Annotated in this window: 25 protein-coding genes; 3 read left to right on the top strand and 22 right to left on the bottom strand. The window is 40.1% G+C overall.

Features of this window, described 5'->3' with window-relative positions; genetic code table 11:
* Window position 1 precedes the first annotated feature (1 nt).
* The 14 genes from ACTQ45_RS07600 to ACTQ45_RS07535 form a co-directional block, all read right to left on the bottom strand.
* Window positions 2–949 carry an ABC transporter permease gene (locus ACTQ45_RS07600; RefSeq protein ID WP_441752146.1) on the bottom strand — a complete coding sequence of 316 codons (948 nt, stop codon included), beginning with the start codon at window positions 947–949 and terminating at the stop codon, window positions 2–4.
* Window positions 950–968: 19 nt separating this feature from the next.
* Window positions 969–3,272 carry a glycoside hydrolase family 31 protein gene (locus ACTQ45_RS07595; protein ID WP_441763384.1) on the bottom strand — a complete coding sequence of 768 codons (2,304 nt, stop codon included), beginning with the start codon at window positions 3,270–3,272 and terminating at the stop codon, window positions 969–971.
* On the bottom strand, window positions 3,262–4,299 hold the full coding sequence (locus ACTQ45_RS07590; RefSeq protein ID WP_441763383.1) for a LacI family DNA-binding transcriptional regulator: 1,038 nt from the start codon (window positions 4,297–4,299) through the stop codon (window positions 3,262–3,264). Before ACTQ45_RS07590 ends, ACTQ45_RS07595 begins: the two co-directional genes overlap by 11 nt.
* Before the next feature lie 549 nt (window positions 4,300–4,848).
* Window positions 4,849–5,505: a bifunctional 2-keto-4-hydroxyglutarate aldolase/2-keto-3-deoxy-6-phosphogluconate aldolase gene (locus ACTQ45_RS07585; protein WP_441763382.1), complete on the bottom strand. Its 657-nt coding sequence runs from the start codon at window positions 5,503–5,505 to the stop codon at window positions 4,849–4,851.
* A gap of 49 nt (window positions 5,506–5,554) precedes the next feature.
* Window positions 5,555–6,208, bottom strand: coding sequence for a hypothetical protein (locus ACTQ45_RS07580; RefSeq protein ID WP_441763381.1), 654 nt, complete (start codon window positions 6,206–6,208; stop codon window positions 5,555–5,557).
* Window positions 6,208–8,325, bottom strand: a complete 2,118-nt coding sequence (locus tag ACTQ45_RS07575; protein ID WP_441763380.1) for a hydantoinase/oxoprolinase family protein — start codon at window positions 8,323–8,325, stop codon at window positions 6,208–6,210. Before ACTQ45_RS07575 ends, ACTQ45_RS07580 begins: the two co-directional genes overlap by 1 nt.
* A 24-nt stretch (window positions 8,326–8,349) precedes the next feature.
* The gene (locus ACTQ45_RS07570) at window positions 8,350–9,633 is read right to left on the bottom strand and encodes a gluconate:proton symporter (RefSeq protein WP_441752136.1); all 1,284 of its coding nucleotides are present in this window, start codon (window positions 9,631–9,633) and stop codon (window positions 8,350–8,352) included.
* A gap of 91 nt (window positions 9,634–9,724) precedes the next feature.
* Window positions 9,725–10,678 (bottom strand): sugar kinase, encoded by a 954-nt coding sequence (locus tag ACTQ45_RS07565; protein ID WP_441752134.1) that lies wholly within the window; start codon window positions 10,676–10,678, stop codon window positions 9,725–9,727.
* Window positions 10,678–11,409: a hypothetical protein gene (locus tag ACTQ45_RS07560; protein ID WP_441763379.1), complete on the bottom strand. Its 732-nt coding sequence runs from the start codon at window positions 11,407–11,409 to the stop codon at window positions 10,678–10,680. The genes ACTQ45_RS07565 and ACTQ45_RS07560 overlap by 1 nt, the downstream gene beginning before the upstream one ends.
* 14 nt (window positions 11,410–11,423) lie before the next feature.
* Complete coding sequence (locus ACTQ45_RS07555; protein WP_441763378.1) at window positions 11,424–12,413, bottom strand: LacI family DNA-binding transcriptional regulator; 990 nt, start codon at window positions 12,411–12,413, stop codon at window positions 11,424–11,426.
* 449 nt (window positions 12,414–12,862) lie between these two features.
* On the bottom strand, window positions 12,863–13,285 hold the full coding sequence (locus ACTQ45_RS07550; RefSeq protein ID WP_441752128.1) for a GNAT family N-acetyltransferase: 423 nt from the start codon (window positions 13,283–13,285) through the stop codon (window positions 12,863–12,865).
* Window positions 13,286–13,303: 18 nt separating this feature from the next.
* Window positions 13,304–13,726, bottom strand: coding sequence for a GNAT family N-acetyltransferase (locus ACTQ45_RS07545; RefSeq protein ID WP_441763377.1), 423 nt, complete (start codon window positions 13,724–13,726; stop codon window positions 13,304–13,306).
* Between the two features lie 54 nt (window positions 13,727–13,780).
* Window positions 13,781–14,398 (bottom strand): DNA-binding protein, encoded by a 618-nt coding sequence (locus tag ACTQ45_RS07540; protein WP_441763376.1) that lies wholly within the window; start codon window positions 14,396–14,398, stop codon window positions 13,781–13,783.
* A gap of 445 nt (window positions 14,399–14,843) precedes the next feature.
* Window positions 14,844–16,880 (bottom strand): flavocytochrome c, encoded by a 2,037-nt coding sequence (locus ACTQ45_RS07535; RefSeq protein WP_441763375.1) that lies wholly within the window; start codon window positions 16,878–16,880, stop codon window positions 14,844–14,846.
* A gap of 222 nt (window positions 16,881–17,102) precedes the next feature.
* Here ACTQ45_RS07535 and ACTQ45_RS07530 point away from each other — a divergent pair, with 222 nt between their 5' ends.
* From ACTQ45_RS07530 to ACTQ45_RS07520, 3 genes are all read left to right on the top strand, one after another.
* Entirely contained in the window at window positions 17,103–17,354 is a 252-nt protein-coding gene (locus tag ACTQ45_RS07530) for a YkvA family protein (RefSeq protein WP_441752121.1), read from the top strand.
* 140 nt (window positions 17,355–17,494) lie between these two features.
* A complete protein-coding gene (locus tag ACTQ45_RS07525) occupies window positions 17,495–18,160 on the top strand; it encodes a cytochrome c biogenesis CcdA family protein (RefSeq protein WP_441752119.1) in 666 nt (221 codons plus the stop codon).
* A 9-nt stretch (window positions 18,161–18,169) separates the two neighbouring features.
* A complete protein-coding gene (locus ACTQ45_RS07520) occupies window positions 18,170–18,892 on the top strand; it encodes a TlpA family protein disulfide reductase (protein ID WP_441763374.1) in 723 nt (240 codons plus the stop codon).
* 110 nt (window positions 18,893–19,002) lie between these two features.
* On the opposite strand, the gene ACTQ45_RS07515 is transcribed toward ACTQ45_RS07520, so the two are convergent.
* From ACTQ45_RS07515 to ACTQ45_RS07480, 8 genes are all read right to left on the bottom strand, one after another.
* Window positions 19,003–19,467 (bottom strand): universal stress protein, encoded by a 465-nt coding sequence (locus ACTQ45_RS07515; RefSeq protein WP_441752115.1) that lies wholly within the window; start codon window positions 19,465–19,467, stop codon window positions 19,003–19,005.
* A 77-nt stretch (window positions 19,468–19,544) separates the two neighbouring features.
* Window positions 19,545–19,721, bottom strand: a complete 177-nt coding sequence (locus tag ACTQ45_RS07510) for a hypothetical protein (RefSeq protein WP_441752113.1) — start codon at window positions 19,719–19,721, stop codon at window positions 19,545–19,547.
* Window positions 19,722–20,220: 499 nt separating this feature from the next.
* Entirely contained in the window at window positions 20,221–20,430 is a 210-nt protein-coding gene (locus ACTQ45_RS07505; protein ID WP_441752111.1) for a hypothetical protein, read from the bottom strand.
* Window positions 20,431–21,792: 1,362 nt separating this feature from the next.
* Window positions 21,793–22,212 carry a hypothetical protein gene (locus ACTQ45_RS07500; protein WP_153833588.1) on the bottom strand — a complete coding sequence of 140 codons (420 nt, stop codon included), beginning with the start codon at window positions 22,210–22,212 and terminating at the stop codon, window positions 21,793–21,795.
* Between the two features lie 211 nt (window positions 22,213–22,423).
* Window positions 22,424–22,864 carry a GNAT family N-acetyltransferase gene (locus tag ACTQ45_RS07495; protein WP_441752107.1) on the bottom strand — a complete coding sequence of 147 codons (441 nt, stop codon included), beginning with the start codon at window positions 22,862–22,864 and terminating at the stop codon, window positions 22,424–22,426.
* 114 nt (window positions 22,865–22,978) lie between these two features.
* Window positions 22,979–24,208, bottom strand: a complete 1,230-nt coding sequence (locus tag ACTQ45_RS07490; RefSeq protein ID WP_441763373.1) for an ABC transporter permease — start codon at window positions 24,206–24,208, stop codon at window positions 22,979–22,981.
* A 1-nt stretch (window position 24,209) separates the two neighbouring features.
* Entirely contained in the window at window positions 24,210–24,968 is a 759-nt protein-coding gene (locus tag ACTQ45_RS07485) for an ABC transporter ATP-binding protein (RefSeq protein WP_441763441.1), read from the bottom strand.
* Between the two features lie 39 nt (window positions 24,969–25,007).
* Complete coding sequence (locus tag ACTQ45_RS07480) at window positions 25,008–26,357, bottom strand: efflux RND transporter periplasmic adaptor subunit (RefSeq protein ID WP_441763372.1); 1,350 nt, start codon at window positions 26,355–26,357, stop codon at window positions 25,008–25,010.

The following is a 26,357-nucleotide window of genomic DNA, read 5'->3' as shown; positions in this document are numbered from 1 at the left end:
CCTAAAACAAACCAGTTTTGGTCATACGTTTTGATAGCCAGTTAGCAAAAATAAGTAGCGCTAAGTTGATGACGGTATTAAATAAACCAATAGCTGTTGACAAACTATATTGCATGCTTTGCAGACCTATTTTATAAACATAGGTAGAAATGATTTCACTTCCTGCCAAGTTCAATGGGTTTTGTAATAAGAGAGCTTTTTCAAAGCCGACTCCTAACAGACTACCCATACGTAAAATTAATAGAATCATGGCTGTCGGTAAAATTAAAGGAATATCAATATTTTTAATCTTCTGGAAGGTATTCGCCCCATCCATGGTGGCTGCTTCATAGTAAGTCGGATCAATCGCTGATAAAGCAGCGAGATAAATGATGCTATCCCAACCAATGTGTTGCCACACATCACTCCAGACATACACATCCGCAAAACGATCTGGACTTGATAATAGGTTAGGCATTGACATACCAAACTGATCCAGAATGTTAGCCACTAAACCTGATGTTGGCGATAGGAACATAATGATCATCCCACAAATAACCATTACTGAGATAAAATGCGGTAAGTAAGTAACCACCTGAAACACTTTCTTAAAGTAGCCCTCTCGCATTTGGTTAACCATTAATGCTAAAGCAATTGGTAATGGAAAGCCGATTAAAATACTGTATAAAGAAATTTTAATCGTATTGCCGACTGTTATTGGAAACTGGTAAGAATTGAAAAACTGTTTAAAGTGCTTGAGTCCAACCCAAGGACTTTCTAAAATACCTAAAGCAGGTAGATAATCTTTGAAAGCAATTACAATACCACCCATTGGGACATAAGCAAAAATAAACAAAAGAATTAAAGAAGGAAATGCTAAGATATATAAAGGGACACTCGCCTTCAATCGAGCTTTAAAACGTTTTCTTTTCTGTTCACGACTAGGCGGAACTAAAACTTCTTGTGCCATGATTGACCTCCAATCAAATTTAACTCGTCATTATGTAAATGAGCTCGAATAGACTTTCTTCCAACACCTTATTCTGAATCCGTTGGGTATTTGAAAGAATCTTAGTGACATTGTCTTGTTGAAAATTCTGCCAAATTTCTTCTTTAATCACGTAAGCAATTTTAGCTTCATTCACTAGTGAAAAGAGTTCGGCTTTAATATCTTGTTTAACTATCGGAGCGAAGCCTTGAATTGCTAGTTGTAGGCTTGTTTCAACTTTTATCCCTTTAATACTGACTTCTTTTCTCTGTGCTTGATAGTCACTGTCGTAACCTTCCACCGAAAAAGCTTGCGTCCCACAGAATATAAAATCGTGTTGGCGATTGGCTGGTAATACATCAGATTGACCATTGATTGTTAGCTGCAAAGTGTGTGTGTCATTATTTAGGTCAAGAATGGTTTCGACTCGTTGATTATCTTTCTCCTCGACTAAGCGATACTGATTAGAAGCGCCCGGGTAAATTTTCCATGTGATGACTTCAGGTAACTCTTCGAAGCCAGTGGCCATTGGCGAATAATCAAGTGGGATAATGGCGCCTGCTTTCGCAAAGACGGGCATACGATCTAATTTTCGATACACTCTCAAGGAAGCGCCTCCTTGATAACGTAAATTCGTCCAAAAGTCATACCATTGACCGTCTGGGAAATAAATTTCTTCTACTGCACGATAGAGCATCGAATTAATTGGACTCGTAATTGGTAAAACTAATAGCTCACTACCAAAATAGAATTCATTTGGATAGTTGTAAGAGATAGGTTTATCCGCTTCTCCATAATAGAGTGGGCGAACTAATGGAATGCCTTTTTCGTGCGTCTCAATATTTGCAGTATACAAGTAAGGAAGTAACTGATGACGTAGTCTTAAGAAATGCGTCATAATGACTTCAATTTCCATCGAATAATTCCAAGGTTCCTTGCCCATAAAAATGCTATTAGAACTATGGATGCGGTTGATTGGGCTAAAAACACCTAATTGCAACCACCTTAACACTAATTCCTCGTCTTTATAGCCATACATATGTCCACCAATATCATGACTCCACCAGCTATAACCAATGTTTGCTGCCGTCGAGGTCATGTAAGGTTGAAATTTCAATGAGTCCCAAGTATTAATCGTATCTCCAGAAAAACCTAAAGGATATCTGTGACTACCGGGACCTGCATACCTAGATAAGATCAAGGCATTTTTACCTCGTTTTTCTAAATCAAGGTAATGATAATGATTGAGTAACCATAAAGGATCTAAACCCGATACTCCACTGTCCGTCCCTTGTTGCCAATCGATCCACCAAAAATCGACACCGTCTACCTCGTTAGGATGTAAAACTTCTTCAAAATAGGCCTTTCTGAAATCTGAATCTGAAAAATCCAAGACCGCTGGTTCATTCAAGTTTGTATCGAGTCCCAGTCTTTGGGCCATTGCTGGATAGGCATCTTCAAAGGCTCTGACGCCATCCGCAGGATGTAAATTCAAAGTAACCGCCAGACCTTCTTCATGTAACCAGTTCATAAAATCGGCTGGATCTGGAAACAGTTCTTTATTCCAACTATAACCCGTCCAGCCACTTCCGAAGCCTTCAGGAATATCTGTTATATGCCAATCCATATCAATCACAGCCACTGATAAAGGGATTTCTTTAGTCTTGAATTTAGTCATTAACTCACGGTATTCTGGGTCTGAATACCTCCAGAATCTACTCCACCAGTTGCCTAAGGCATAACGTGGTAACTTAGGTGTAAAGCCTGTCAGTTGATAATAAGTTGTTAACGCTTTTTGATACTCATGACCATAGGCAAAGACGTAGACATCTGTTGTCTTTAAGTTCTTTAGTGTAAAATCGCCAGCCGCATTTAAATAATGTGACTGAGAATCATCCAGGACGGTAAAACCAGTAAAGCTGATAATGCCTGAATCAAGTGGTGTTTCCCCATCGACCCAATCGAGTGTGCGAGTCGTTCCTTTTAAGTCTTTGATTGGATCGCCATAATACCAACGATTCCCATAGGGTTGGTAAGCAAAAAAGAAGTCAATGAATAACGTTAAATTGGAAAATGGTTGATTCTTTTTATAGTATAAATGAAAATATTTCGTGATAATTTCTAAGTCGTCAGCAGTCTCAATCGTATTAAACTCAATCGCCACTTCATCAGTAATTTTACGGTTCACAACGACTTGTGTCGTTTCATCGACAAACTCGCCTGTTTCTGAGTACTCCATTCTCAGAAGCTGATTACTTAAAATAGTAAAGCGATAACGTTCTCCAACTAATATGTTATTGATCATAATCTACCTTTTTAGCGTGCCAGGACACACTATCCCTTTCTATCAATTCTCCTTCGATAATCGTTACCTTAGGAATATCTGATTGTTTTTCTACAATTTGAATAATTCTTTCTATGGCTACTGACCCTTTATAAACCTGATTTAATCGAATCGTGGTTAAAGGCGGATTGTTTAATTCCGCATACCTAATGTCATCAACACTGATAATTGAAAGTCTGTTGACATCGTAAAGCCCTTTATTTCTTAAATATTTAATAAAGTTCATGGCTAGGAAATCTGCCGTGACAAACAAGGCAGTAAATTGTTTTAAGTTTTCGATTAGTTTATCAAAGTCGCTATCATTGAAAATTAAGTCTTTATCAAAGCTCAATCCTTTTTCCAGCAGACTGTCTTTATAACCATTGAAACGCTGTTCAATAACACCGACGATTTCTAAGTCGAAATTATAGGATAGAAAACCAATTTTTTCATGCCCCTGGCTATATAAGAAATCAACTGCTTTTTTGGCTTGTAAGTAGTCATCTGATTTAACAAAATAAACGTTAGAATTATTCAGTGCTTCGCCTTCATTATCAAGATGGGTATCTACAAAAACGATCGGCACACTGACTGCTTCCACCATTTTTAAATAGATTTCCTGATAAAAACCAACTGCGATAAAACCAGAAAACGCCCAATTTGACTGAATTTCTTGAATATCTTCTAAAGAATTCACATTATGAATTAAAATAAAGTAATTCTCTTTCTTCGCAATCGATTCAATCCCACTTAAGACCTCTGTCGCAAAAGGATCTGAAAAATCATAGCCTGGTCCATCACTGTAATAAAGTAAACCAATTAATCTCGATGAGGCGTTGACCAATGCTTTCGCATTCATATTAGGTGAGTAATTATACTTTTTAATTATTTTTTCAATTTCTATTCTTTTGTCTATTGAAACTTTACCGCCCTTACCATTGATTACGTTAGAGACTGTCATTACACTGACGCCTGCTTCTTGGGCAATATGTTTCATTGTTATACGCATCTTGGCTCCTCCTTTTCAAACTATGATGTTTATCCGGTTAGGTTTAACGTTAAACTTATTATAGTTTAATAAATTTATTCTTCTTATGCCCTACTTGTGCCCTACTTGCCTGGCTTTAGTCTCTCTAAAAGTTTAACGTTAAACTCATACCGTAAAAAAAATACCTCTCTAAGGTTTAACGTTCAACTTGCTTCTTCACAGAGAAGTATATAATGACTTGAAATGATTGTCAACGCTTTCAATCATTTTATTTAAAATTACTTTTAAAATTTATAAAATCACTCGCCTTTTTTAGACGAGTGATTGATACTTTTTTTACGGGAATGTTGTTTCATCAGGCTTCTTATATGTATTAACTAATTACCTTTGTATGACCTCTTAAGAGATTATAGGCAATATTTTCTATTTCTAAACTTATGAGCAGGTTGCTCCTTAAGATCCATTTTTCCATTTTTTGTTAACTTTGTTTTTCACGAAAAACTAAGTTGGACTCCTCAATGACCATACAAAAAAAGTCACCCGTCTTTATGAGCGAGTGACTTGATTATTTTATTGAGCATTTGCCGCTTTTAATTCACGGTATCGTGCAATGAATTTAGAAGCTGTTTCAGTAATGTCGGCCGTCGTTGCACCTTCGAATGGATGCGTTAAGTTCGAACCAGCACCAACCGCAACTGCACCAGCTTTAATCCATTCGCCCAAGTTGTCATAGCTGACACCGCCTGTTGGCATGATGTTCGCATGAGGAAGTGGGCCTTTGACTGCTTTAATATATGAAGGACCAACCGCTGAACCTGGGAATAATTTAACGATATCAGCGCCTGCTTTCATAGCAGTCGTCATTTCAGTGATCGTTAAGGTACCTGGTAAGTAAGGGATTTGATACAAGTTACATAATTGCGCTGCAGCTGCATCAAAACTTGGGCTGACAATATATTCAGCACCTGCTTCAATTGCTAGCTTAGCTGTCGTCGCATCTAAAACCGTTCCTGCACCTACCACAACGTTCGCATTATCCTTGAATTCAGCTTTCAACTCTTGAATTGCTTGAGCCGCTTCCGGGACCGTGAACGTTAATTCGATGCCGTGAATGCCACCAGCCACTAATGCTTTTGAAATTTCAACCGCTTCTTGACGAGACTTACCGCGCACCACACCGATGACACCTGATTCGATCAATTTACCTAACACATTCATTTTTTTCACATTATCTCTCCTCATCAATATACTCTGCTTTACTTGGCGATGATTTAGTCTATTTTCTAGCCAAAGTTTCGATTTCTTTATGGACTGCTTTGGGATATATTGGCAGCAAGGCTATTTTATCCAGAATAGCCGGATAATAAGCAAAACCCGTGTAATATTGTGCAAAATAGTTCGCCACGACTTCTATCAAAACTGTAACAGGTGATTTCTTTTTAAAGCCAGCAAATTGCCATAAATCAATCTCAAATGCTGATAAATCTAGCGCTTCTTTTTCTTGAATAGCATGAAAGGCTTCATGTGCAATAATGACCGGTGACCATTGTTCAAATAACCATTCAGGCTGTTGATGCGCTAACCAAAATTCATTATTTTCACGATACAAGTCATTGACGACAATGCGATTCGGACTTTCAAAGAAACCAATCATCGCAAAATAATCCTCAATTTTTTCTTGTCTAAAATCAACTGTAAGCTGTAAATGCTTGACTAACTCTTCGACACTATTCACCTTTAATGTTTCTTTATAAAAAGTGACTAGATTTTCCGCCATAGTTCTAGCTAATTCAATTTTACTCTTAATTTCCTGTTCAGACAAACGTTGTCCTATACGATCTTGTCGAACCGTATCAAAAATGTACTGGTCCACATCGATACTTTTCAAATGGTGTAAAGAAGTCTCTAGTCTTGTTGGACTGTGTGTCATTAGATGTTATTACGTGCGCCCATCACAATGACTTCTTCGCGTCCTCCATGTTGCATTAACTCTGTATCCATTACCATGTTTAATTGGGCTAGATCTAACATTCCAGTATAGTCCACTACCTTTGCACCAATACATAAGTAAATATCTGGAGCCAATTTGATATCGCTCTTGTAGACAGCTAAAACTTCCCAGTACTCATCAACCGTTGAACGAACGCCTCCAACAGTCGTTACTACCGCTTCTCCGTCTCCACGTTGAACTTTAATAAAGCCTTTGTTGTCAACCACACGTACTTCATTCTTCTCACCCTTCATTGCTGTGAATACGAAGAAGTAGTTGTTTGACGCGGCTAATGTTAATTTGTCTCCAGGTAATTGCATTGATTTTGCGGCAATTTTACGCGCTTCAGCCTCTTCAACTTTGGCTGATAAGTCAGTCGTTCTAACTTCTGTCGATCCAGTAGCGATCGCACGGACTTTATTCGTTTGCGAATCGATTTCCATTTGTACTTCAATTGTTTCTGGAGATGCTCCCGATTTAGTGGCTGATTGAATCGCTTCATTACGAATATCGTCTAAATCACTTGGTGTCGGACTCGGAATTACGCGTTCCACAACATCTCGAACCATCGCTAAAGCGACACCAATTGAAGAAATAACTTCTGCATTTTCAGCAATGTCATACGTTAAGCCCATTCTTTTAGCTGTATAAGGAAGTAAAGAACTTGCTCCACCACCGCCACCTACTAATGAAATTTGATCGCGCTCTACTTTATGTTTTTCAGCTAAATAAGTGATTACTTTAATCACCACATCCGACGCTCGATCCATAATTTCTGTTGCCACTTGTTCAACGCTCTTACCTAACTCATCGGCTAAAGCTTTGATTGCCTTGTAAGATGAGTCATAATTCCCATAAGAATAGTCACTTTCCTTAACTATTTTCAATGCATTGGCTGCACAAGTCACTGTGATCGCGAATCGTTTACCGTTAGCTGATTCAATGGCAATGTAATCATTGGGATCATCTTGCATTGGTTGGATACGAACCACTTTCGGATTTTGAATATCTGCTGGATCTGCGAATGCCGCATAATCCAAATGAGCGATATGGGCTGATCGAGGGCCAACTGCGACCACTTCTTTAGTATTTGCACGAACCATTGAGCCTCCTGCAACACCAGAAACATGCACGTCTAAAGAACTAATCAATGTTTTATGTCCGCCAACGATTGAATAGTCAATCATCGGGCGCCCATTTTTAATGACACCGATATCTGTACTTGTTCCGCCTACTTCAAAGAAGATTGCATTTGATGCACGTAAATACATTAATGCACCAACTGTCGAAGCGGCTGGACCAGATAACATGGTTAAGACTGGTCTTTTTCTCATCTCATCAATATCCATTACACCACCGTCACCACGCATAATCATCAATGGTACTTTAATTCCAGCTTGACGCACACTTGCTTCGGTACTATCAGCTGTTTCAAACATTTTTGGTAAAATCGAGGCATTGATTACGGCTGTACGAGTCCGTTTAGATAAACCGTACATTTTACTTATATCACTTGCTTGTGAGACTTCAATTCCTAATTCTTCACCCAGCCTCGCGATATCTTTTTCTTCAGTGCCATCATCCACACCAAAAGCTTTAGACGCCACAATTACTTCTGCACCTTTGTTACGTAAGGAGCTAATCGCTTGTTTGGCTTGCTCACTATCATAGTGTTTTAAGGGGATATAAGTATTGTGAGTAGATATTTTTCTTTTTCCTGTCTCATCCAAAATAATGTCATCAATTTTTGCTTGACGTTTCGCTAAAAAGCTACTTCCCATCCCGATAACACCTGTTACAGCCACGTCACCTTCTAATAAAGCATTCGTTGCTTGTGTTGTACTATGTGCAATAAAACTCACTTCTTCTGGTTCAATATTATTATCTGTTAGACACTTCTTAAAAGCTTCTACTACACCAGCCGATACACCTTCAGCGTGGTCATGGGTTGTTTTAACTGAGCCAATCCCAATAATTTCATATGTTTCATTATCGATGGCCACTGCCTTAGTATGTGTTCCACCAACGTCAATCCCTACTCGAACTTGTCTATTCATTATAATCATAAGCTCCTTTCTCTTTTATCCGAACATGAAGTAAACAATGGCAATATTAATTGCACCTGCTAACCATGCCCAAGGAACACCAGTTTTCATAAACTCTTTCGCGCCCACTTTTGAATAATTTAATGCCCATAAGTTCCAAGATTGAGTTGGACACGTCGATAAGTTCATCGCAATCGTTGGGACATAAATCAACGGGAACATCAGCGTCATTGGGAAAATACCCATTCCTTGTAAGATTCCAACCGTCGCACTACCCGCACCGAAAATTGTTAACGGACCACGGAATAGACCTAAAGGTAAGAGAATTGCAAAAGCAATACATAAAACTAATGAACTACTTGGCATCACACCGCCTAATATTGCTTCGAAGAAAGGAGCCGCAATTCCAGAAATTCTATTAAACATTGGTAGAATAAATAGGAAACCTAGTAATGATGACACATCTACAACACCTTCTTGGAAGGTTCTAGTAATCGTACGTGTTCCTTCTTTATAGTTAGGAAGTTTGCCACATGTCCATAAAGCATAAATACTTGCGACAATAAAAGAAGGAATCGACTGCCAACCAAAACCGATTGCTAAAGCGACGGGAATAACTGGTGCTAGTAACGCATAAGTTGGTACATCCTTTTTAACATCAGCTACTTTTGCTTTGGCTGCCCAGTTGTATGTGCGCTTTTTACGTAAATGGAAAATCAGCATTAGAATCACAATAGAGGATTGAATAGCCATCGCTGAAAAACCAAATCTTAAATAATTCCAGTCATACTCATAACCTACGAAAATCCCTTGCATTTGTCTAAATAAGACAATGTTAACGTACATTCCACTACCAACACTCATCAAGTAAGCAGTCACTGCTAACGGTTTAGGAACACCTAAAGACATTAAGATAGGCAATACAATAATACCGATTGCTACTACCGCACCCGCTCCAAATGTTGACGTAAAGATAATGGTCGTTACAATTGAAATCAATGCTGTTGTAAATAATGGATTCTCCCCACTTAGTTCAACCGTTTTCTTAATCAATGTAGACGCAATTTCCGTTTCAATTAGAATACGTCCGAACCAACTACCGAAGATCACCACAACTGCGGTTGCCCCCCAACTTTCAGGACCTCCTTGTAGAATATCAACCATCGCTGTATCCCATGTGAGTTGCCCACCAACAATTGATAAGCCAGTCCATAACACTGCCATAATGAAGAAACCAATCATTAAGTTTCCACCAGTGGCTGCAAACTTAATTAACCAAAAATAGCTTATTAGTAAAATTATACCGATAACAATTTCCATTTTTTAAGACTCCTTTTCTCATCCTTTTGTACACTTTGTGTTGCTTTACTGACTCTTTAAGAGTTAGGCGATTGCCCTTTAATCCTATTGTTTATGAATGCTGCTTAATAAACTCTGCTAATTCTTGACGAGTGGGTAAGCCTTCATTGTCTGAAATATGACTGACTTGAATCGCGCCAATCGCATTGGCTCTTTGAAGTGTTTCTTCTAGACTTAAGCCTTCGATTAAGCCAGTAACAATTCCTACTGCGAAACCATCGCCAGCTCCCACCGTATCAACTAATTCTTTCAACTTGAAACCTTGCGCGATGGTCATTTGGGTCGTTCCTGCTTGAGATTGATACGCGTAACAACCCTTTGCACCATCTTTAATGATGACGCCTTTCACTCCTTTAGCTAAATAAAATTTTGCGATGTCATCTGGTTTACTTGAGCCAGTTAATAGTTCACCTTCGCCAAGACCTGGTAACACATAGTCAGCTTGAAAAGCCATCTCATTAATTCCCTTAATCATTTTCTCTGTCGATCCCCATAGAACGGGACGTAAGTTTGGATCAAAAACGATTGTAATCCCTTTGGCTTTTGCCCGTGTAACTAAATTTTGTACAAAACGATACGTTTCATCATTAACTGCCAGAAAGACACCTGAAACATGTAACACATCGACATCTTCCAAGGAAACCTCATCACTTAAGCAATACGGTATTTTTGATGCTGCTGAGTTTTTTCTAAAGTAAAAGACTTCCGGATCATTCACTGTATCTTTTCCTTTAAGTTGAAAACCCGTAGACGCCCCCTCATAAAATTTACTATATGTCGTTCCAATTCCTTCATCTTCTAAAAAACGAGAGATATATTTACCAAAAGGATCTTGTCCTAACTGAGTCACATATTCAATCGAATGCCCTAAGCGTGTCACCCCCACCGAAACATTAATCTCTGCACCAGCAATATATTTAGTAAAAGACTTTACCTTATCCAGTTCACCTTCTTCATTGGCTACAAACAAAGCCATTGGTTCTCCTACTGTTACTATTTTGCCCATTAATAAAACGCCTCCTTAAACATATTAAGTTCATTTTCGATTTCACTCATTGCCATTGGATACTCCAAAACATATGGCACATCTAGCTCTAAAAAGTATTGCCAATTCATTTTTCCCTTATTTAATAAGGTTGCTTGTCCTTCTTCATCGATATTTTTCACGTGAAAAATGCTCGTCGCTTCTTTTAAAACAGTAAATGCTTGTCTGGCATCTTCTTTAAGAACAGCATAATTCCCCGCGTCAAACGTATAGCTAATCGGTAAACCGGTTTCTCGAATTAGTGTGATTGCTTCAGAAACTACTTGGTAAGTCCCATTAGCTTCAGTTTGATCATTTTCAATATTCAAGTCCATCTGATAGCAAGTCAATAAGTCAGTAAGTTCTTTAGGTGACGTCTTGCTAATACCGCTTAGTTGGCCGATATTCATTTTTATGCGCTGAGCACCTAGTAGGCTGGCCTCTTGTAAATAATACTCAAGTTTTGGACTCAGTCCTTCAGATACAAATAAGCTATCCGGAATGGATAATAGTAAATCCCAGCTTTTTAGTTTACCGGTTTCCAAAAACTTTAAACATTCACTTTGCCGTTTTTTATTATCTTCTGAAAACATCTCGTAACGATACTCAATGCCATCGACTGCTATTTCATGTGTTAACAGAAAGTCTGTAAACTCACTTTGAGTTAGACCTTCTGCCAGAGCAATGATTGTATTTAAATATACTTTTTTCAATTAATTCCTCCGTTTTATAATGATTCTCTTAAGTGTAAGGTTGCTGGTATATCAATATTTTCATTGGTGATATTCCCATTAATAATCTCTAACAAAACTTCTGTTGATCTTTTCCCAATCAATTCAGGTCGTTGACTAATTGCAGTTAACGTTGGCATCAATACTTCGCCAATCAATAAATCATCATAACCACAAATTCCGCAATCTTTTGGAAAACTCAATTTATTTCTTCTAAATGCCTTAATAATTTGGTTGAGGACCGTTCCGTTCGCACCGAAAAATGCCGTACGTTTGGCTTGATACTCAATTTTTTGTACAAATTGATCGACAAGTTCTTGAGAACCATCTACCTCTAATGTCAATAATTCTAATTGATATTCATGTGCGACCAACTTCATCGCATCATAGCGTTCTGATCTTGGACTCACGTCCTTTATTGGTTCACTTACATGAACAATCCGTTCATAGCCATTCGCTACAATTTCTTGTGCTAGCTGTTTAGTTATTTGAAAGTTGTTTGATTGAATGGTTGGCCAAAAATTTGCTCTAAGGGTCCGATCAATTAAAACGACTGGTAACTTTGATTCATATAAGAAACGATACTTTTCAGCATCCATCGTCACTGGCTGTAACATCATGCCATCAATATTCTGATCCAATAATTTACGAATATTATGCAGTTCTTGTTCTTCAGAATTATTAGACGTCATGATCATTAATTGATAGTCCGTTCCCGCAAGCTTTTCTTGCATCGCTTTAATCCAATAGCCAGAATAAGTATTCTCGATATCCGCTACCATCAAGCCAAGCAGATGACTTTTTTTAGTTTTCAAAGATTGCGCTTGACGATTTGGACGGTAGTTTAACTCTTCAATGACTTCTTTAATATTCTGTCGAGTCTCATGACTCATATTGCCAAAGCGTCCGTTTAAATAACGAGATACTGTGGTTTTAGAAACGCCTACTTTTGTTGCGACATCTTGAATAGTGACATCTTTCGCCATAAGTTCTTACCTCCTTGGAAACCGGTTAACACGATTGTAAACGTTTGAATTTTGTTTGTCAACGCTTTCTGCAAAGGGTTTCATTGACACACTCTATAAATACTGTTGCATTATTACTTGCGAAGTTAATGACACAGTCGGATGTTTGTTATAATATTTTTCTGATTTTCTTTTAAATAATTCAATAGAGTTCGCTTAACACACACTGAAAGAATGTCGTTTTATAAATTTCAGAAATTGCCAAGTCACCTTCATCACCTAGAAAATTCAATATTTTTGCATCATGACGATCTGAGTGCTTCCTGCAAGAGTGTCTTCCATAGTGAGACGCAAGTAATGAAAGAACTCAGTTTTATTATTTAGGCTATCAACTAGTTTTGTTATCCCTTAAACCACAAAAAAAAAGCACCTCCTGCTGTAAGAGATGCTTCTTTGTGTTTCCTTATGGCTTACTGTAACTTTTTATAAAAATAAATCCGCCTCTCGCCCACGCGAGGCATATCATCAAGTTTACCGTAAACTGTGTAACCTTGTTCCTCGTAAAAACTTGTCCCTTGGAAATCTTGCGTCGTCAACGTCACATTGACCACCCCTTTTTCCTTGCCTAATCGTTCTATTTCATTCAATAGCTGACTACCAATTCCCTGTTTGCGATAATCCTTTTGAACCGCAAGTTGCGTAATTTCCATCGCGTCATATTCAAAACGAGCCACTATCACCCCAATCACTTCACGGTCCTCAAAAGCTGCAATCGATACTGTATCAGCATTTCTCGCTATATGTTGGCCGAACACCTCAAATTGTTGCTCCTCAAAAATCCGATGACAAATCGGCTCAGCCACTCTCGAATCGACTGTTTGATAATAGATCATGACATACCTCCTCCAACTTTAATTTAATCGCTTAACAAAATAGTGCATAGATACACCACGCATTGGCATATCATCCAATGTTGCGTAACAAGTATAACCACATTTTTTATAGAAACCTGCTGCTTGATAACTGCGGGTTCTCAATGTAATGTTAATAATATTTCTTTCCTTAGATAAATTTTCGATCGCATTCATCAACTTACTGCCTATTTTTCGTCCCTGAAAGGCCGAGTCGACTGTTAAAAATTCAATATAGATGTGATCATATTGACGCTTAGCCACAACAGCACCGGCCAAGTGTTCTCCCTCATAAGCCGCCAAGGTTAATCTTTCTTCTTCCTTGTCACGCAACTCATCAAAATAAGTTTCCGCTTGTTCTTTAAATACGTCTTGAACAAAAACTTCAACGTGCTCAAATTGACTCTGTTTAATTGTCAGCATAATTTCCCCTCGATAGGTCATTGGATTGTTTATACGTTTGACTACTCTATACGCCTAAATTCTGTTCAGCAGCAAGATTGATGACTCTGAAGAAGAATGAAGATAGCGGGTAATCTTTAATAGTTTTGCTTCTTTGCGGTGCCCTTCAAACTGATAAAATTCCGCAAAATGAATCTGATGTCCAGACTGCAGTGTGAGGCTCGCATGAGCGGATCCTTCTTTACCATGAGACAGTAGTTGGTGAATGATTATGCTACTTATTGGAGTGGCCGTTTGATAAGCAGTTAATATCTTTTCTATCCCCATTAATGGCTGGGCTTGAGTAGCTTCAGCAAATTGCGCCTTTGATGATAAATAGTTTGATGTCAGTGTGACATCTTGCATCCAAGCTGCCAGTAAGAAATCTCGAATACCACGCCTTTTGGGGGCATTATCACAATTCAAATCACCTATCGCCAGAAAGTCCGTTTCAAAAGCTAGCTCTTGATCCGGCCCAAAAGCCAAGCCTTCCACTTTTAGAGCCTCTTCTAGACGAATAATTGCTTTAGGTCCAACTCCATGGAGTTTCGCTACTGATTGAGCACTCACCTGACTCAACGCTTCCAAATGCGTGAGTCCAACATTATTCAATGCTCGAGTCGCTGGTTTTCCAATATTAGGTAGTGCTTTCACGATTAAACGCTCCCTTTCTAACTTGTCAGACTTTAATAAATCCACAGTGACTCTTAGTCATTGCAGTGTTTCTTGAGTAGTGCCTGAATTCATTAAAACATTCTCATTAAGATTATACACGGTGTATCGTGAAACGTATAGCAAAAAGGACCTAAACTCAATAAGCGCCTAGCTTTTGCTAACCAACTCATGGCGACATTGACGACTCGATGTCCATCGGAACTTGTCATTCAAAGATTATGTGTGCTAAACGCTTATCCTCCTAGCTAAAGATATCAACATCGTACGAGGTCACTCATCACACACAAAGCCCCTTCTCATTACACCTAAACGCAAAGAAATTTCTCAGCCCTGACACTGAGAAATTTTTTGCGTTTAATTATAACTAGCGAGGGGACTCGACTAGTTTCGGGGATAGCAAATATAGTTTAATAACTTTCTTTAGTTAAGCTGCGGAATCTGCTTCTTCATCTGTCTCTTCGTCTGTCTCTTCTTCTGTCTCTTCTTCAGTTTCACTTTCCGTTGGCTCGCCTTCAGTATCAGCGCTGTCGTCTAGACTTCCGGTTTCTTCGTTTTCTACAGAGTCTTCAGGTTCAGTTTCTTCTTCACTTGCGTCTTCTGAATTAACTTCTTCCTCTTCTTCTTCCGGAGTCACGTCTTCAGTTGCATCTTCTGTACCTTCTTCTGTCCCTTCCTCAAGAACAGCTTCTAAATCAGTTGCTGCCATTTGACCAGCGATACGACCAAAGACAATGATATCTAGAACGGCGTTACCACCGATGCGGTTACCACCATGAACGCCACCTACTACTTCACCTGCTGCAAATAAACCTGGAATGATTTCACCGTCTTCATTCAATACCTGCGTGTCTTTATTAATTTTCAAGCCACCCATTGTATGGTGAATGGATGGTGTGACTGATAAGGCATAGTAAGGTCCTTTTGCTAATGACATCGTCATATTAAGACGGCCAAATTCTTCATCGACACCAGCCGCTTGGGCCTCGTTGTAAGTATCTAAAGTTGCTTGTAAAGTTGCCGCATCTAATTCTAAAGCCGTTGCTAATTCTTCCAGACTTTCACCATGAACGGCATGGCCTTTTTCAATATATCCAGCCATTGATGCATTTTGGTCCACTAATTCTTGATTGACAAGCAAGTAAGCCACACTATCTGTTTGGGCAATAATGTTGGCTGACACAACGTCTCGTGTTAATAATTCATCCGTAAAACGCAGGCCCTCTTTATTCACAAGAATCGCCCCATCTCCACGTAAACCTTCTGTATAAAGGTAACCTGTTCCTGGTTGAGTTGTCGGGTGAATTTGGATTTCTTCCATTTGGTATAGTGCTGCCCCTATTTCAACGGCCATTTGAATACCAGATCCTGTTGCACCTGGATGGTTAGTTGTTTCAAAACCTACTTTACTTTCGTCGTATTGTTCAACCATTTCCATATTGGCACCGAAACCACCGGTTGCGAGAATCACTGCATCTGCATTTACAACAAAACTTGCACCGTCGGCTGTTACGACATTCACGCCTACAACATGACCTTCGTCATTTGTGATTAATGATTGAGCTTCTGACTCCAGATAGATTGGAACGTCTAATTCATCTAATTTCTCTTTCAATACACCTATAAGAACTGGTCCAACTGCTGATCCGTCTTTAGGTTTATGGATACGTGCATTTGTTTGACCTCCAGAAAATGATACGTCTGTTAATTCTGCACCTAAATCATTCACCCATTGTAGAGCATCTGCAGATTGTTCGACCATTGTTCTCAATAACACTGGATCATTTAATTCATAGCCACCGGTAAAGGTGTCTTCGTAAAATTGTTCATTTGAATCTTCAACACCCAATTCAGCCTGAATGTAGGTTTGCGAAGCATTCATACCACCAGTTGCTCGGTTAGTATTTCCTCCGATTACTGCCATTTGTTCTAAAATAACCACGTCTTTACCAGCTAAAGCTGCTTCAATTGCTGCTGCCATCCCAGCACCACCCGCACCAATCACGACTACTTCTGTGTCGATGTCTGCTTGTTCAACTGCTTCGACTGATAACTTATTGGCTTCATCTTTTAAGTAATCTAAGTCCGCTCCCGCTTGTTTTAAAGCATCTTCGATAGCTGCTAGCACTGCATTACTTGAGACTGATGCTCCTGACACGACGTCAACGGCTAAACTTTGTGTTTGAATGATTGCTTCAGTAATTTCGCTAATAGCTGCTGTACCAATTTCACCCGTTTCTCCGTCGGCAATTACTTGAATGTTCTCAATGCGTGTCTCAGTCACCGTTACGATTGCTTCCACCGAACCACCGAAACCATCTGCTACCCCAGAATACGTCCCAGCTTCAAAACTTAATCCGTCTTGCGCACTTGCTGATCCCAATGTAGTTAAACTCGTGACCAAGCCAGCACCTACTAGTACAACTACCAGTAACATGCCAATTATCTTTCTCATTCTTTCCATTCTAAACACTCCTTTGTGATGTTTTGTACATTTTATTTTATCACACTAACTAAACAATATCTATATCACGACTGTTGAACGAGTCTTTTTGGCTCTTGTGCATAATTATTGCATAAAGTTAGCGCATAACTGAACAATTCAGAGGTTAGCGTAAATATCCTGCTTAAGCCCTATGTCACACTCAGCCTTTTGCTTTATTATATTAATAAGGAAGGTGATATCATGAGAAAGAATGTGCGATTAGGTACTTATGCGAAGTCTTTGTTTAAGAAAGAGACGCCTTGGTATATTAAAACGTTGGCAGGCATTGGTCTGGCATACACGTTTTTACCATTGGATGTCCTACCAGATTTCTTCGGACTAGTGGGAATCGTCGATGATGCCGCTGTGATGGGAATTCTAACAACAGCCGGTATGAGTTTATTAAACAATTATTACGATAGACACCCCGAATTAATTCAAGCTAGACAATAATAATTAAAACAACAGCATCTTGCTTTCAGCGGGGTGCTGTTTTCCTATTGTTTAGGCTATTATAGCTTCAAGCAAATTTCATACTTTATCCCTTTTTGTGTGTTAGGATAGGATGATAAATGATTTAGAGAGGAATAGTTATGCAATATTTACTTTTAGCAGTTGAAGGCGTTTTGACCTTCATTTCCCCTTGTTTGCTTCCAATGATTCCTATCTATCTAGCTTATTTGACAGGACAAACGGAAGAAACAGAGAGTACGCAACATAAAAAACTATTGTCACAATCAGTGCTCTTCGTGCTTGGCTTTACGATTGTCTTTGTTTCCATGAGTTTATTTGTCACAACAATCGGACGTTTCGTTTTAATCAATCGGACATTGATTCATATTATTGCAGGTGGCTTTATGATTTTGATGGGCATCGATTATTTATTAGGCAATCCATTGATGAGTCGCTTAAACAAGATGCCGCAGACGTCGCTTCGCAATACGAATGCTTTGGTATTCGGGATGGTCTTTTCGATTAGTTGGACACCTTGTGTGGGAACTTTTTTAGCAAGCGCGCTGTCCTATGCCGCTACGTCAACTTCTTATATTGAATCAGTCACTCTATTATTGAGTTTCTCGCTCGGCTTAGGTATTCCATTTGTTTTAAGTGCTTTATTAATTCAAGAAATGCAGTCAGTAATGATATGGATCAAACGTCATTACCGCATCATTCGCCTCGCATCAGGAATTTTATTAATTGTGATGGGACTTAGCTCGATGTTTGGTTGGTTAGAAACTTTATTAGTCTCACTAAGTTAGGAGCTTACAATGAAAAGAATCTACATAATTTTAGCTTTGATGGTACTTTTGTTCGCAGGGGCCTATGTCATTTATGATAATTACTTGGCCAGTGAGGAAGAAACCCTCATGGAAACGAGTTCGTCTATTGAAATCGCAGTGAAGGATGTGCCCGCAGAATCAACAGTTGACGCAGACTCAGACAAGAATGACACTGAATCTTCAACTGTTGTTACGGTCCAGAAACCAGAATCACCCTCAAGTACTGATTCAAGTGAAAAGGAAGATGAGTCCGAATCAAGTGCTGAATCGCAAACTGTCTCTCAAGAAGAGGGTTGGCAAGGCCCAGAGTCGAATTACCTGAATGCAGAAGGTGACTTACTAAATTTATCAGACAATTATGGTAAAGGTACATTAATAAACATTTGGGCTTCATGGTGTGAACCTTGTCGCGTGGAGATGCCTTATTTCGAGGAAGCTTACCAAACTTACGGCGACGACATCAACTTCATCATGATGGATGCCTTAGAGAGTAAACCAAGTGAAACTAAAGAAGCGGCTGAAGCCTTCTTTGAAGAAATGGCTCTGTCAATGCCAATTTACTTTGATCACCAAATGAACAATCAGTACTTATTTGGTGCGACCATCCTACCTCTGACTGTCATCTTAGATGATGAGGGTAAAGTTGTTGAAATCGTACGTGGCCAAGTCTCTCCAGCCAAGCTTAACCAAATGATCGAAAAGATTCGCTAAACAAAAAAAGCCAAGAACAATCGATGAATGATAAACACTGCATTCAATCGACGTTTATGGCTTTTTTGGTATCCTTATTCATCTTATTGTGACTAACGCTGATATAATCACTAATCAAAATCGCCTTCCGGCATATTATCCGTATCTGTTCGGATAATTAACACATCACACACGGCTCGGCGAATCACGAAATCTGAGACTGAACCAATAAAGAAACGCTCTACTGCATTTAAACCACGCGCTCCCATAATAATTAAATCAATAGACTCTCGTTCAGGTATCGTCGTGCTAATCATCGTCCGCGGTGAACCAATTTCCAACAGTACGCCCATATCCAATAAACCATTTTCTTGGGCATAATGTTGACACTTTTCTAATAACTCATGACCATTGCGCTCCGCAATTCTAACATATTCCTCGACATTAAAAGGTAGGCTTCCGGTATCATCCAATATATGTGTAATATACAATTTAGCATTGTTTCGCTTTGAAATGGCCACGCCTTTTCTCAAAGCTTTCAAGGACCCTTCTGACCCATCAACTGCAACTAAGATACGGCTGTATTCTTGTAACACAAAAGCACCTCCTCATTCTTAATTCCATTATATCAAATCACCTGACTACTTGTCTGCTTTTAAAAGACATCGCATCCTTATTTTAACTCCTCGAAAATCACGGTGCAATGCCCTTTTTCATCGGCATCACTAACTTTAACGATTCTCAAAGATTTTTTATTCGCATAGTCGGCAATCTCTTGATAAACCTTTGCCATTTGGCTCTTGAAAATACCAGATCGTGCTTCAAATTCTTCTACAATATACTGTCCCATTCGAACTGCACCTCGCTTCTTATTTTCTTTAGTTTATCATATCTAGGGTGTCATCCCCAAGGAAGACACTTGAATGGGATAGATGGAGTGGACTTAATCCACCTTCATCGGCTGCCAATAGCGACCGGTAAAGACAGAACAAAGTCAAAAACAAACCCTAATGAAACGGACGTCAAACTTGACACAATATCTTCCCAAAACACCCCTCGACTAATCATGGTACTGATTGAATCGATCACTAAACTTACATTCGGAAAACTCCGCGATGTTCTCGGATTGATTGATAATCAATAGCAATTGAAGTAGTCCTCAAGATTGTTACAACAGACTCAAAGGAGCGTCGTTCATCCTAAAAAAATAGAGCTGCACGCCGGATGGCGCAAACAGCTCTAGGGTGTTTTCACTAGCCTTCAATCTCCATGCCCCATTCAAAGGCTTATGTCTTTTGAATGGAATCTACTATTGAACAGACAAGTCTTATAAATAAGTTAGTCGCAAATTAACGAGATGGTTTTGGTGGCTGACAAACGTCACATTGACGTTGATACTTATCTTTAAATTTCGTGAAAGTTTTCTCAAATTTGTTGCCACATTCGCATTCTAATAACAACTTTTGAGAGAAACCATGATATTCAGTCGATAATACTTTAGTCGTTGAGTTCGTTTCAACAAACTTTTTAATTTCACCGATGGTCCAGCGTTTTTTCATATAATAACCTCCATTTTCATAACCAATGGAAGCGTGATACCCTTCCGTGATTAACATAATACTCTTGTGACCCTATCATACCACAGCTCTGCCTACTTTTATAGCGTTTATCTTGCGATCAGTTTGGTAATCCCTAGCCTCAATTCCTCCCATGAAATAGAAGAGATGTCAACCGCTCACGTTCTAGATGATAAATACAAACAGAGTCTGGCTTTAATAAAATCGTCTTGAGCCTTGGCTCAAGACACTGCTGGTTTTGGTGGTTCTAGTGGGGCGTAGTGCTTGAGGTGGTGATGGTAGGCTTCTTGGAACTGCGAGTAGGATTAACCTGATTCTAGGATAAGTCTCGGCACGATTTAACACGACTGTGCCGACTATAGAACATGAATCGGCAGGTTCTCGACACGACTGTGCCGACTATAGATAAGACTCGGCAGGATCTCGACGCGACTGTGCCGACTATAGACCATGAATCGGCAGGATCTCGATACGACTGTGCCGACTATAGACCATGAATCGGCAGGTTCTCGACACGACTGTGCCGACTATAGACCATGAATCGGCAGGTTCTCGATACAACTGTGCCGACTATAGACCATGAATCGGCAGGTTCTCGACATGACTGTGCCGACTATAGACCATGAATCGGCAGGATCTCGACATGAATGTGCCGACTATAGACCATGAATCGGCAGGTTCTCGACACGACTGTGCCGACTATAGACAAGACTCGGCAGGATCTTGACGCGACTGTGCCGACTATAGACCATGAATCGGCAGGTTCTCGACACGACTGTGCCGACTATAGATAAGACTCGGCAGGATCTCGACGCGACTGTGCCGACTATAGACCATGAATCGGCAGGTTCTCGACATGACTGTGCCGACTATAGACCATGAATCGGCAGGTTCTCGATACGACTGTGCCGACTATAGACCATGAATCGGCAGGTTCTCGACATGAATGTGCCGACTATAGACCATGAATCGGCAGGTTCTCGACACGACTGTGCCGACTATAGATAAGACTCGGCAGGTTCTCGACACGACTGTGCCGACTATAGACCATGAATCGGCAGGATCTCGACGCGACTGTGCCGACTATAGACCATGAATCGGCACAATAAGATGAGACTTCTAATTTAAGCTAGCCACCCCCAGACTTAGCCCTCATTCAGCTTAGATCAGCTAGCAAAAGCCTCTACCTAGCTATCGCGTGCTGCTAATCATCGAGATTCAGTATAATTTCAAGTCGCTTCTTATTATAATCGTCGCGAACCTCGGTGAGTGACACCTTTATCTTTCTTGCAAGAAAAAACAGCCGTGTCCCCTAAAGGTTCACGACTATCATTCTTTCTACACTTAAACTAAAAAGCCAACTTGAGCCGCCACTAAAAACAATTGCGCTAAGCCAATCACTTTACTAATTTCATTGATTCCCAGGGCTTCTGTAATAGTTTCAGCTTTCTTAATGCGCTTGATTCCGTCAAGATAATCAAACATCACCACCGCCGTCAGCAAAAAACTGGCTAACAAAGGGATAGGATTCCCGTAGAAGTAAATGATCGACACAATACAATAGGGAATGTACATGATACTGGTGATACTAGAAATTTTGCGCGCAAACTGCTTCTGTTCGTTCAACTTTTCCTTGCCCATCCTTTTGAATATGTCCTCAAATTCTGTTTTTTCGTCCTCGCTCATGTGCTTCATCATCGACAAAGACTGAGCACTCATCCAAGCAATAATAATCGCCTGGAGTAATAAATAAATTTTAACCATAATTGCCTCCTGTATGACTCTATTATACTCATTCAGGCGGAGAATAAACAGCTTACTTATAAAATGAAATATCTGTAGACAAACAAGCCCCATAAGGTAATGAGCAGTTTGACAAGTTGCTCAAATCATTTCATTGCAATACTCATTCCTTCATTGGTCAAAATAGGGCTTACCGCCAGCTGGCTAAGTGACCTATTTTGCCTGGTTTAAATTATAGGTCTTTAGCTAGGCGGATCATGTCACGACACTGGATGCCGTTCTCGAAAATCGGCATAGGATAATGGCGAATAAAGAACTCATGGTCTACGCTCGTTTGTGTGAAGCCCATCTTCTGATAGAGCCTTAACGGTCCAACACTTGAATTACCTGTCCCAACTTCCATTCGCTTGAAGCCGGCATTCTTGGCGATTTTCAATGCGTGACTGATTAATTGCTGGCCGAGTCCACGCCCTTGTGCTTCTGGAGCGACGGCCACATTTTTCAATTCTATTGTTTCTTGATCAAGTGGCAGCAAGACATACACACCAAGGTCCTGTGCTAGATAACATTCGCCTTGCCCCAGATAGCTCTGGATGCTTTCCAAAGACGGGTCCGCTAACAATAATAAAGCCATCGGCGCTGTTTCTTTTGCTTGCAATTTTCTTATATCCATAGAATATCTTCCTTTCAATCGGTCGCTTCTATTCATACTAATTGTAAAAAGTTCGTAGATAATAGTCAACAAAACCCCCTCTAAGCCAGAGGGGGGGCTAAAGAGAGGTGATACTTATCTTAATATATCCACGACGTTTTTACGGGCCGCCGTGCGTGCTGGAAAGACGCTGAAAATCAGTCCAATAATCACGGACACACTAACGCTGACCAAAGCTGTTTGAAAATCGATGATGGCTGAAAAGGGAAGAAAGCCACTAATTAAAAAGGCTAAGCCGATTCCCATTAAATAGCCGATGACACCACCTAAAGCAGTGATGGCGATGCCTTCGAGTAGGAATTGCCAAGTAATGCTGCGGCGAGTGGCACCTAAGGAACGGCGGATACCAATTTCTTTGGTTCGTTCCGAAACTGAAATGTACATCATATTCATAACGCCGACACCAGCGATGAATAAAGAAATACTGGCAACAGCAGATACAAATAAGGTAATCATGCTCAGAGTGCTACCAATCTGTTCCATCATTTCTGAACTATCGTAAAAGCGATAATCCCCCATATCAAAGGCTGATCCGTCAGTTATCAAGTAATCATAAATTTGTTGATTGATTGCTTTCATATTCGAGTCCGGTTCAAAGTAAACGATGATTTCCCATTCATTAGCTTCTTGCGGGTTATAGCGTTGATAAGTCGTTGAGGGAATTTCGATTTGACTCATCGTGACATAGAGGGTCCCTGAATTGCCGCCAACTGGGTTTTCTTGAACCGCCGATTCGCTATCGTAAACACCGATAATTGTATAGTCTTGTTTATCTAACTGGATCGACTTATGCAAAGCTAAACCAGGTTTTTCATATAAATCGGTGGCTGCCGCGAGATCAATAATCGCATAGCGTTGATTATTCTGGAAATCTGCTAGCGACAAGTTTCGTCCACTAACCATCCTATATTGGCTAGCATCGACCAAACTGACATTGTAAGATTCGCTTTTGCCGCTAAAAGTAGCCTCCATATAACGCACTGTCTCGTCTTGTGCTTCAACAACTTCAACTTCATCTACACCCGGTATATTACTAATTGCCGCCAAATCCGCTTTAGTAAAAGGATTAAAGCGACTGTAATCAATGGCCTCACTTGTTGGATAAAAATAAAAAGCTTGATTGGAACGGCCTTGGGCATCTTTCGCTAGATCATTTAAGGTTTGTTGTTGGAAACCATTACCTAGACTCATAATCGTAATAACAGCTGAAATTCCGATAATAATCCCAATCATTGTCAAGAAGGTCCGACGGCCATTTAAACGCAAGGTGACCAGCGATGATTTTAATACTTCACTGATTCTCATACTAACCCCTACTTTCTTCTAGCTGCGTTTGTACTCGCTTGGTTAGTTCCGACTGGTTAATGACGTCGTCGACTGCCTCTTCGACTGGAGCCGCATTATTTTGGATTTGACCATCGACCATGCGAATGTGTCTGGTGGCGAAATGCTGCATGTTAGGGTCATGCGTAACCATGATTATCGTCACACCATCTTCAGCGTGTAACTTAGACAAGATTGCCATAATCGAGGCAGAAGTTTTCGTATCTAAAGCACCGGTCGGTTCATCCGCAATAATAAATTCCGGCTGATTGACCAAGGCTCGGGCAATGGCTACTCTTTGTTTTTGCCCCCCGGAAAGTTGCGACGGTTTTTGTTTCAGCTTGTCACCCAAGCCGACTCTATCTAAGGCCGTTTGAACAAGCTCTTTCGTTTCCTTTGCTCGCAGTCCTTTATAAATTAAAGGTAGTCGAACATTTTCTTCAACCGTCATATTGCTGATTAAGTTAAAGTCTTGAAACACAAAACCGACCACTTGATTACGTAAGTTGGAAATTTGTTGATCGGTTCTTTGTTCAATTGGTTGACCCTCGAAGAGATAATCACCTTCAAACTCATGATCCAGGAAGCCCAACACATTAATGAGCGTGGATTTTCCTGAACCAGACGGTCCCATAATTGAGACAAAATCATTACGATAAATCGTTAAATCAATCGAATTTAAGACATGTAATGGCTGATCACCCGTTTGGTAATATTTATTGAGCTGTTTGATTTCAATCAAGGGAGCTCCCTCTGTTGTTCTAGTCTTTTCCACTAGACATCACCAACTATCCTGATTAGTTTCAGCCGATAAATCGGTTGTCACCATTTGTCCGTCGACTAATTCATACGGGTTTAAGAGAAGAATATCGCCCGCTGATAATTCACGCAAGACCACCCGCTGCGTCCCTTGACGTTCAATTGTCACGGCCACTTTCACAGCGACACCTTCGCGGTTAACAAAGACATATGTTTGATCATTTTCTTCGATTATCGCTTCGACTGGTAAAACGACGCCAGGTAATTTAATCCCTATTTTGACAGAGAAACCTGGTTGAATGGCTTCTGCTGCTGAAATCATAAAGTTGAAATTGGCTCCTTTGCTGCTCGTCGCGGCCGGCGTAAAACTAGCCTCTCCTATGGTATTACTGTCGCCACTCCCTGGAATTTGATCAAAACTAATAATTTCGCCAGCGATGTCGCGGTCTTCGGCATTGATATATAAGGAAACCGGACGGCCTTCTTCTAAGGTATAGAACTCATATTCACTAGCCGTTCCTGTGACAGACACTTCATCGCTGACGATGCGAATAAAGGCTACTTGAGTATTGTCCTTTCCTTCTTCATTTAAGACAACTGTCCCATCACTTTTAGCTAAGACACGCCCCTGTTGCTTTTCTTGCAGGCGAATCAACTTGATTTCGAGATCCTCAATCGCTTCATTCACTTGGCGAATTTGGTCCTTCATGCCTTCAACTGTCGGATCGCTGCTAGTATAAGCATTGGCTTCACCATCTGCAAGTGAATAGTTGCCAATTTCTTCCTCGATGTAATAGCCTTGTTTACCTGACGGGTCCCAATAACTTGATATGCGGTCGCCTTGATAATTATAGGCAGCGCCTGTGTAGTCGCTCAACTGTTTAATCAAGACTTCACGTTGGTTATAGGTACGCGTTTGTTCGCGCATCAAGTCTTCAATCTCATGTTGCGTTTCTACTGCTTTTTGTTCATAGGTATACAATAAATCATTCTTTTTCACGAATTGACCATCACGCACTTTAACCGTCGCGATATCACCTTTTTCTTTATCATAGAAATAGGCTTGATCGGTTTGTAATTGAGCTGTTCCGGTTAAGATCACCGGGTCTTGTTCGTATAAGGTAAAGGTCGAATAGACATGATTTCCTCCTGTTTGGCTACCATCTTCATTGGCTTGGTTGGCTTGCTCCTTGTCTCCTGAGACTTCCACCAAGGAAGCTGGGGCATCTTCCATCACTACGCCGCTGCTTGTGAGCGGCGACGTTCCTCGCCCGGCTCCGGCAAAAAAAACTGAGCGGATAAAGAATCCTAAAACCAGTAAGACCAGTAGTAAACTCGCGACAATCGCGATTAATTTTTTCTTTTCTTTCAT

Origin of the sequence: Fundicoccus sp. Sow4_D5 (genome assembly GCF_052116365.1) — a bacterium.
In the GTDB taxonomy this organism is placed as follows: Bacteria; Bacillota; Bacilli; order Lactobacillales; family Aerococcaceae; genus Fundicoccus.
This window is presented reverse-complemented; position numbering and strand designations above follow the sequence as displayed.